This is a genomic window from Streptomyces sp. NPDC001156 (assembly GCF_053598275.1).
This window is the reverse complement of sequence record NZ_JBSFJX010000367.1, coordinates 1-4,818: the sequence shown is the minus strand read 5'-3', so window position 1 is coordinate 4,818 and position 4,818 is coordinate 1. Positions and strand designations below refer to the sequence as shown.

The 4,818-nt window shown below is 67.9% G+C and carries 5 protein-coding genes and 2 pseudogenes; 1 reads left to right on the top strand and 6 read right to left on the bottom strand.

Annotated features, from left to right (window positions below; genetic code table 11):
- Positions 1-694: 694 nt before the first annotated feature.
- The 5 genes and pseudogenes from ACWDA7_RS50450 to ACWDA7_RS50430 form a co-directional block, all read right to left on the bottom strand.
- Entirely contained in the window at positions 695-1,093 is a 399-nt protein-coding gene (locus ACWDA7_RS50450; protein WP_450614632.1) for an STAS domain-containing protein, read from the bottom strand.
- A gap of 552 nt (positions 1,094-1,645) precedes the next feature.
- Positions 1,646-2,113 (bottom strand): hypothetical protein, encoded by a 468-nt coding sequence (locus tag ACWDA7_RS50445; RefSeq protein ID WP_450614631.1) that lies wholly within the window; start codon positions 2,111-2,113, stop codon positions 1,646-1,648.
- A 363-nt stretch (positions 2,114-2,476) separates the two neighbouring features.
- Positions 2,477-3,034 (bottom strand): Uma2 family endonuclease, encoded by a 558-nt coding sequence (locus ACWDA7_RS50440; protein ID WP_450614629.1) that lies wholly within the window; start codon positions 3,032-3,034, stop codon positions 2,477-2,479.
- Entirely contained in the window at positions 3,031-3,309 is a 279-nt protein-coding gene (locus ACWDA7_RS50435; RefSeq protein ID WP_359411270.1) for a hypothetical protein, read from the bottom strand. The genes ACWDA7_RS50440 and ACWDA7_RS50435 overlap by 4 nt, the downstream gene beginning before the upstream one ends.
- A 219-nt stretch (positions 3,310-3,528) precedes the next feature.
- Positions 3,529-4,011: pseudogene (locus ACWDA7_RS50430) on the bottom strand (ATP-binding protein); the annotation flags it as partial.
- Positions 4,012-4,355: 344 nt separating this feature from the next.
- Between ACWDA7_RS50430 and ACWDA7_RS50425 the strand changes: the two are divergent.
- Entirely contained in the window at positions 4,356-4,520 is a 165-nt protein-coding gene (locus tag ACWDA7_RS50425; protein ID WP_450614626.1) for a hypothetical protein, read from the top strand.
- A gap of 76 nt (positions 4,521-4,596) precedes the next feature.
- On the opposite strand, the pseudogene ACWDA7_RS50420 reads toward ACWDA7_RS50425, so the two are convergent.
- A pseudogene (locus ACWDA7_RS50420) lies at positions 4,597-4,818 on the bottom strand (hypothetical protein); the annotation flags it as partial.

Genomic DNA, 4,818 nt, shown 5'->3' with positions numbered 1-4,818 from the left:
CGTGTCGCCGGACGCGGCGCGAACGCGGGAGACCAGTGCATCCACCACCGTTCGGGATGCGCCAGTTGACCAGGATTGGGTACAAGACCCACTCCTGCTCACTGACTAGGAACGGTGAAGGTGGCATGGTCGGCCCGACCAGTTGGTCGACCCGACCATGAGCTGCAGACCATCAAGGCACGGCCTGCTCCCCGAGCGACGGCACCCCGAGGGCGGGGACTCCCCCCACATCTCGGCGTCCCGTAGGAACGCGCTGTGCCCGTACCGCACAACATCACCGCCGAGACCGAACTGTGGGACGCCTACGCCGAGTCCGCGTTAACGGACGACGCCGAGCAGATCGCGGGGCTGACCAGCCCCCATGCCCGCTACACGCCACTGGTGCGTGAGCAGTTGACATCGATCGCTCTCGCGCTGGCCGGCCGCGCGGGAGCCCGTCTGGCCAGGGTGCTGGGCCTGCGCGTCGCCGAGGACACCCTGTTACGTCTGGTCCGCGCCGCGCCGGAAGAACCCGTCGGACAGATCCGCGTGCTCGGTGTCGACGATTTCGCCCTGCGGAAGGGCGACTCGTACGCCACGATCCTGGTGGATCTGGAGAAGCGACGCCCGGTGGACGTGCTGCCCGGCAGGGATGCCAGGCCACTACCGGGATCTGCGTCGACCACATCCACGTGGTGGCAGAGCCACATGGGTCTCAGGAGCGTGGCCGGCTCGCCAGGCCGCTGGACAGCGGGCCGCGTCGTGTTGCCTCCTCTGGCGAACCGTAGAACTCGAAGGCCTCTCCCAGGCCGGTGAACTCGAAGACCCTGATTATTCGGCTGGAGGTACACGTGATCCGCAGTGAGCCCTCACAGCCGCGGATGCGCTTGGTCACCGCCACGACCATGCGCAGCCCCATCGAGTCGAGGAAGGGGATGATGGACAGGTCGAGGACGAAGTGACGGTGTCCTTCGTGGAGAAGCTTGATCATTGCTTCGCAGATCAGAGGAGCGGTGTGGGCGTCGACCTCGCCATCGACCTCGATAACGGTCCAGCCGTTGATCACGTCGTAGGTGATGGCCATGCGGTCGTTGCGGATCATGTTCGTTCTCATGGCTATCCCCCTTAACGCTTTGGGCGCAGGGTCCGATGTTCTCCTTGGTCAGGCGCGTATATCCATAGAAGGCCTGGTTTCAATCCAAGGCGTTCGTTTCTTGATCGCAAGCTGGAAGCAAGACACTAACGTCGTCGCGAGGATGCGGGGGCAGCGCGGGGGCCCGGGGTCGGCCTCGGCCTACCCGGTGATTGGATGGGCGGGGAACTTCGTTCCGCAGCTCACGAGCCGATGCCTGCCGGCAGGGTGCCGTCCAGGATGACGAACGCCCTCGTCTTCGCGGTCCGCACAGCGTCGGCAAGTATCGAGGCGACCACTGACTTCGCCGGCCAACGGCCCTTACACGTGTGCCCGTGCCCCATCTGTGCCCGATCAGGTGGCGACTGCTGGGGGGCCGCTGGGAACGTCGGCGAACGTCCGGAGAACGCACAGGCCAGCGCCTCACCAGGTCAGAACCCACTCGCATACGCGGTCTTCCAAACTGGTGCTCCAGGCCCAGGCAGCGGCGCTTGACGGGGTCATTGAAACTCCCGGCACAAGCAGGCAGTGACTCTATCCGGCCAGGGATCCTGCGATCGCGCCGGTCAACGCGGAGAGGAGGGCTGCACTCAGAAACACCAAGATCGTCACCCAGCCTGGGCGTATGCGTACGCGGAGGGTCGGCGCCATGCCGATCAGCACTGCGGCGCCGCCCAGCGCAGCACCGAGCAAGGTCACGGCGAGCCAGCCAAAGAAGGCCGCGATCCCCACACTGGCGTAGGTGCCGTCCGGTGCACGCTGGACCGCCAGCACTGTCCCTGGAGCCAGGGGCTCGGAGATCGCTGCATCCGGGTCCAACGTTTTGCCGTCATCGGAGCGAAAGGACCCCGCACATCGTTGATGTCGCTCTTTGGGTGGTCCCACTTCGCTGCACGAGCGAATGGACATCACCCCCGAGGTCCCGTCCCACTGCGCCGCGAGCGCCAAGTTCGGCACGCTGACCCAGAGCGTTGCAGCGGCCGCCGTGAGCAGCACGGCCACGGACACCGTCAAGGCCACTATGGCCCCACCGGGGGAGTCCCCATGCCGCCGACGCCGTCCCCGCACGGCCGCCCCTCAGTCAATTCATCAACTCTCCGAGTGCGCACAGTACGCCGGCCTCTGTATGAAAGGCGCCTGCGCGCCGGGGGGAGCCGTCGGCCAGCGGTCCGGTTAGTCGGATGCCAAGGTGGGAGCGAACTCATGGCGCGGCGGAAATCGATGAGGCCCTTCGGAGTCGTGACGAGCAGTCCTCTGAGGGACAGAGGGCTGGCGCCCGCCCTCGGCAGCCTGACGGGCGTGGACGCGGCGCGCCTGCCTCTCAGCGGGATCCGGCTGACGCGCCTGGGTGTACGGATATTGCGGCTACAGGCTGCTCGTGTCCAAATCGATCCCGAACGGAGCGGGCAGGTGCAGCCTCGTGCCGAAGGGGTGCGGTCCGTCCGCTTTCGTGTAGCCGAGGCGGCCGGGCTCCGAGAACAGGGTGACGCTGCGCTCCATCCGGTCGACCAGGAGATAGAGCGGCGCCCCGTATTCGGCGTACCGACGGCGCTTCACGACCCGGTCCGTGTCCGCGTTGGACTCCGACGTCACCTCGACCACGAGAAGCGTCTGATCGGGCAGCAAGGCGCCGCCACCCTTGGCGATGTCGAGTGGCACCACGGCGATGTCGGGCACGTACCAGTTCGCCGAACCAGGAAGGTCCAGATTTCCCGAGCCGGTGACGCAGTCCAGCTCCCGCACCCGCGGCTTGATCTGGTCGCGGATCGCCTCGGCTGCCGCCTCGTGGTCCCAGGTAGGTGACACGGGCTCGATGGCTCCTTCGATGATCTCGACACGGTCGCCCCCACGCATGTGCTGAACGGCGTACTTCAGGGCCCGCTCGGGGTCAACGCCCATCTCGTAGTCGGCGGCTGCACTCATGCGACGTTCCCCTCCTCGGCGGCCTGCTTTGCCCTGTAGGCGGCGACGAGCGCGGACGCGTGCTGCGGGGTCCAGCCGAAATGCCGGGCAACGGCGGACGCCCCGCCCCGTCCCAGGCCAATAGCGACCTGCGCGGCCAAGTCGGCAAACTCCTCACGCCGGACCTCGACCCTCTTGAGGGCCTTCTCAATGGCATCTTGTGCCTGGTCGAGCCGGCGCCGCTGCACCTCGCTCAGCTCGGCGAGCGGGGCGCGTGCTCGGGGTGCGTCGGTCATGCACACAGCCTGCCGGACAGCCCGATTCATTTCAAGTCGGCACTTGTACTTGAGGGGACCAAGCGAAAGAATGATCAAGAATAAAATAGCAGGTCAGAGGATGTTTCATCATCGCCAGAGATGACCGGATGACCGCCAGTGCGTCCTTCTGCACCGGCAGCAAGCACGACCGGAACACTCGGATCTTCGACGAATGCATGGATGCAGTTGAACCCTGGAGGGCACCGGTCGCAGGCCCACCATCGGCGCGATCTCGGCCCACGCCGCGCCGAGGGACGCCGACACCCGCAGGCCGCCTGTCTCGGTCTGCAGGGGCACGGCCAGCCACAGGGTGCGGCGGTGCATCTCCTGGTCGTCCAGCAGATCCAAGGTGGCCTCGACGTTCTCCACCCACGGGTGCCGACCCGCACCCGGCACCTGCTCGGCCGGCTCGATGCCCTCGATCATGCGCAGGGCGATCTCACCCGGGTCGACCTGCGCGCACAGGCCGAACAACCGTGGAGCTCCGGACAGCGACCGCACCAAATGTGTGATCTTGGCGAGCTGTTCGTCGCGAACGGCGGCGGCCACATGGGTGCCCTGGACGCTCTTCTCGCGTTGTCCCTGTGCGTCCGGCCCCGGGTGAAGGCGGTAGAGGGCCCACACGCTGCCCTGCGTGGACCACACCAGGTGCCCGGCGATGTGACGGATCGCAACCCTCACCGCGCACCCCCTGGTGGGCGAAGGCGAGCAGTTGCTGAACACCCGATACCGGCGCCACCGGCATCGTGGGAGCAGCGACCAGGCCTGCGAGCGGCGTCCGAGGCGCACACAGCCGAGCCGCACGGGAGGGCGTGGCCTTCACGGCGGGGTCCGGCGTGGGCGCGACCTCAATGCTGAAGCTGCCGAACAAGGCTCGGGGCGCTCGGTCGCGGGCGGCCCGACCGCCGATCCGCCCGCCGCGAGGCTGCCCGCCGAGCAGCACCCAGCCCAACGCGGCCTGCATCGGGGCCCGGCCCCGGATCTTCGGTCGGCGCACCGCCCAGATCGCCAGCACCCACGCGACGATGGGGACCGGCCCCATCCACGACCACCAACCGAGACCCCCCGGGACGGTCACGACGTACACCGGCTTCGGCACCTCAGCACGGGCCGGGCCGGCCACCACGCCGGGCGCACCGGTGACTGTGAAGGAGGAGCCCGCACTGTCGGCGGCCACCGGCACCGTGTAATAGCGCACCCATCCGTCGGCGTACTGCGCCGTCACCGCCCACGCGCCGACGCCGCGCTGCGCACTGCACACCGTCGTCACAGACTCCGGTGCCGACTGCGCATCCAAGGCCGGGGTGGGCAACTCGACGTCCGGAGCCATCGGCTGCGCAACCAGACGCTGAGGAACAACTGCGCATAGCCGCCTGGGTCGGCGGCGGCCGATGTGGTGCGCACGGCGGTCGGCTTGGCCCAGGTAGCCGCTTGGACCGTGGTCGGGGTGGAGGCGACGGCGACGCACAGAGCGATGGGGCCGGCCGC

What these genes read in the sequence shown, in the direction of transcription:
- ACWDA7_RS50450 (WP_450614632.1), bottom strand. Translation starts at nt 1,093, where the DNA reads ATGAGAACGAACATGATCCGCAACGACCGCATGGCCATCACCTACGAC.
- ACWDA7_RS50440 (WP_450614629.1), bottom strand. Translation starts at nt 3,034, where the DNA reads ATGAGTGCAGCCGCCGACTACGAGATGGGCGTTGACCCCGAGCGGGCC.
- ACWDA7_RS50435 (WP_359411270.1), bottom strand. Translation starts at nt 3,309, where the DNA reads ATGACCGACGCACCCCGAGCACGCGCCCCGCTCGCCGAGCTGAGCGAG.
- ACWDA7_RS50425 (WP_450614626.1), top strand. Translation starts at nt 4,356, where the DNA reads ATGGGGACCGGCCCCATCCACGACCACCAACCGAGACCCCCCGGGACG.